The following is a 2560-nucleotide window of genomic DNA, read 5'->3' as shown; positions in this document are numbered from 1 at the left end:
TAACCTCTCACCGGAGATGACTGTTAACTCACTATGCTTTCCTTCTTTGTCACAATGTAGTAAATCACCAGATTCTAGTCTGGCGATAAAATCTCTCTGTTGGGCTTTAAGTATTGTTTTCCAGTCCATTCGTCAAAATTTGCCTTCATTTGACAAAGAATATTAATTTTATTATTCCCCATAAAGTTACAAAAATTACTAACGGAAGTGGGATTCTTTATTGAACGTTCGCGTAGCGTGCGCGCAGCGCATACCGCCAAGTACGCCAAGTTAAGAAAGAAAAGGAAGAAATTCTTAGCTGAAGCATATTGGGATTAGTGCAAGATTAGGAATAAAATTAAGATATAGCAGTCCTAAATCATTTCTGAACCTCTTCACTTGGCGACCTTCTCCCAAGGGGAGACGCTACGCGAAGGCGACTTGGCGGTTCGTTTAAAAAAATTGACTTTTACAAATAGCGAAAGTATCAGATCCCCAACTTCTTAAAGAAGTCGGGGATCTTTGGGTTTGTAGATTTATCATCTATTTAGTAATAAATTCAGTTCTCTTTGTGCATCTTTAAGACTCTTTCTTTCTCCACTTTCTTGGAAGAGTTTAATAGCTTCTTGAAAATCCGCGATCGCACCTTCTTTATTTTTCTGTTTTGCGCGATTCACTGCTCTGTTATAATAGGCTAAACCATATTTAGAATTAATAGCGATCGCCTGAGTATAATCTTCATTAGCAGCTTGCAAATACCAGATTTGAGAATTAGCATTACCACGGTTATTAAAAGCTGCCGCATCCTGAGAATTGAGTTCAATGGCTTTAGTATGATCTGCAATTGCGCCTTTGTAATCTCCAAAAGAAAAGCGGTGAATACCTCGGTGATTATAACCAGCACCCCATTTAGGATTTAGTTGTAAAGCTTTATTATAATCTTCATTAGCTTCTAATTTGTACCCCAACTCACTCTGTATATCCCCCCGTCTGAGATAGGCTGCTGCATAATTGGGATTGCGGCTAATCGCTTGAGTAAATTTGCTAATGGCGGCATATTTTTGATTATTAGTAGCGTAGATTAAACCTTTTTGATAATAAGGTCTAGCATCATCAGGATTAATCCTAATTATGGCATCAAAATCCTCAATTGCTGTTTTGTAAATTCTCAGGCGACGGCGCAGAATACCCCGTTCTAAATACGCTTCAATATAATCAGGTTGCAGTCTGATAGCTGCGCTAAAATCTGCATTAGCCTCTTTATTCTCCTGCATCTTTACTAAGGCTAAACCCCGGCCGTAATAAGCGTAACCATTATCAGGATTTAATTCAATAGCTTTGGTGTAATCAGCAATAGCTTCTTTGTATTTGCCTAATTCATATAAAGAAAATCCTCGATCATAATAAGCATTGTCATTTTGAGGATTTAATTCAATTGCTTTACTACTATCTGCTTTTGCTTGCTGATAGTCTCCTAACTGATAAAAGGCATCACCTCTTTTATTATAAGCACGATAATTTTGTGAATCAAGTGCGATCGCCTGAGTAAAATCCTCAACTGCGGCTTGATATTCTCCGGCTTGAAATTTTCTCACTCCCTCTTGATATAATTGCTCAAAATTCATTTCAGTAACTACAGTTTTCATTGATTGAAAAAACCATGTTGCTGTGACAATTCCAATAAAACCAGCTATCCCGACTAAAATTAACCAAAATTTTGGATAAATCTGTTTTGGCTGAATATATTTATGACTTTTCACCTGCTGTATATCTTGTAAAACTTCAGTTACAGACTGATAGCGCTTGCGGTAGTTAAAGCGCACCATTTTATCGATGATTTTTGCTAATTCTTTGCTGACTTTTATATTTTTGGTACGCCAAATAATTTCGCCAGTCAGGAGACTTTTTTGATTTTGTAATCTAGATATTTCGTTAGCTGGTAAACCGATAAGTGCGGCGATCGCCACTAGCCCTAAAGCATATATATCACTATTATACTGAGGATCACCGCGTAATTGTTCCACAGGTACATATTCAATATTACCAACAATAGTAGTCACAACTTCCTGAACAATACCAAAGTCAACCAAAACTAACTTTTTATCTGAGTTTCGACGAATGATATTCGCTGGTTTAATATTCTGGTGAATCACTCCACGACCATGTACAAATACCAAAATTTCTAATATTTCTGATAAAATTCTAATTACTTTTTTTTCTTGCAGAGGTGTTCCTATGAAAATTTCTGCGGTTAAATTATTACCAATAATGTATTCTTGAACTAGATAAAATTCTTCATTATCTTCAAAATAAGTAACTAAATTTTGGATTTGTCGCTGTTCCTCTCCTAGCTGTTTTAACTTTTTTGCCTCATCTGCAAACAACTCTCGCAGAATTGTTAACTCTTGGAGATTATCACTACCAGGATGTAGCTGCTTTACTACCAATTGCTTACCCGGAAGCATAGCATCTTCGACTAAATAGGTTTGTACCACCTCCCCCACATTCAGAACTTTGAGAATTTGATAACGTGCATCTAAAATTTGACCATTCATAAATTCCCCAGTGATTACACTTATAG

1 protein-coding gene is annotated in these 2560 nt (G+C 36.5%); it reads right to left on the bottom strand.

What is annotated here, in order from left to right; translation table 11 throughout:
* Positions 1 to 518: 518 nt before the first annotated feature.
* Positions 519 to 2560 (bottom strand): tetratricopeptide repeat protein (locus VB654_RS16725; protein ID WP_323214938.1); only part of this gene is annotated, 2042 nt, incomplete at its 5' end.

Source organism: Nodularia sp. UHCC 0506, from assembly GCF_034931045.1.
Lineage (GTDB): Bacteria > Cyanobacteriota > Cyanobacteriia > Cyanobacteriales > Nostocaceae > Nodularia.
The sequence above is the reverse complement of the archived record's forward strand: the minus strand, read 5'-3'. Positions and strand labels throughout refer to the sequence as shown.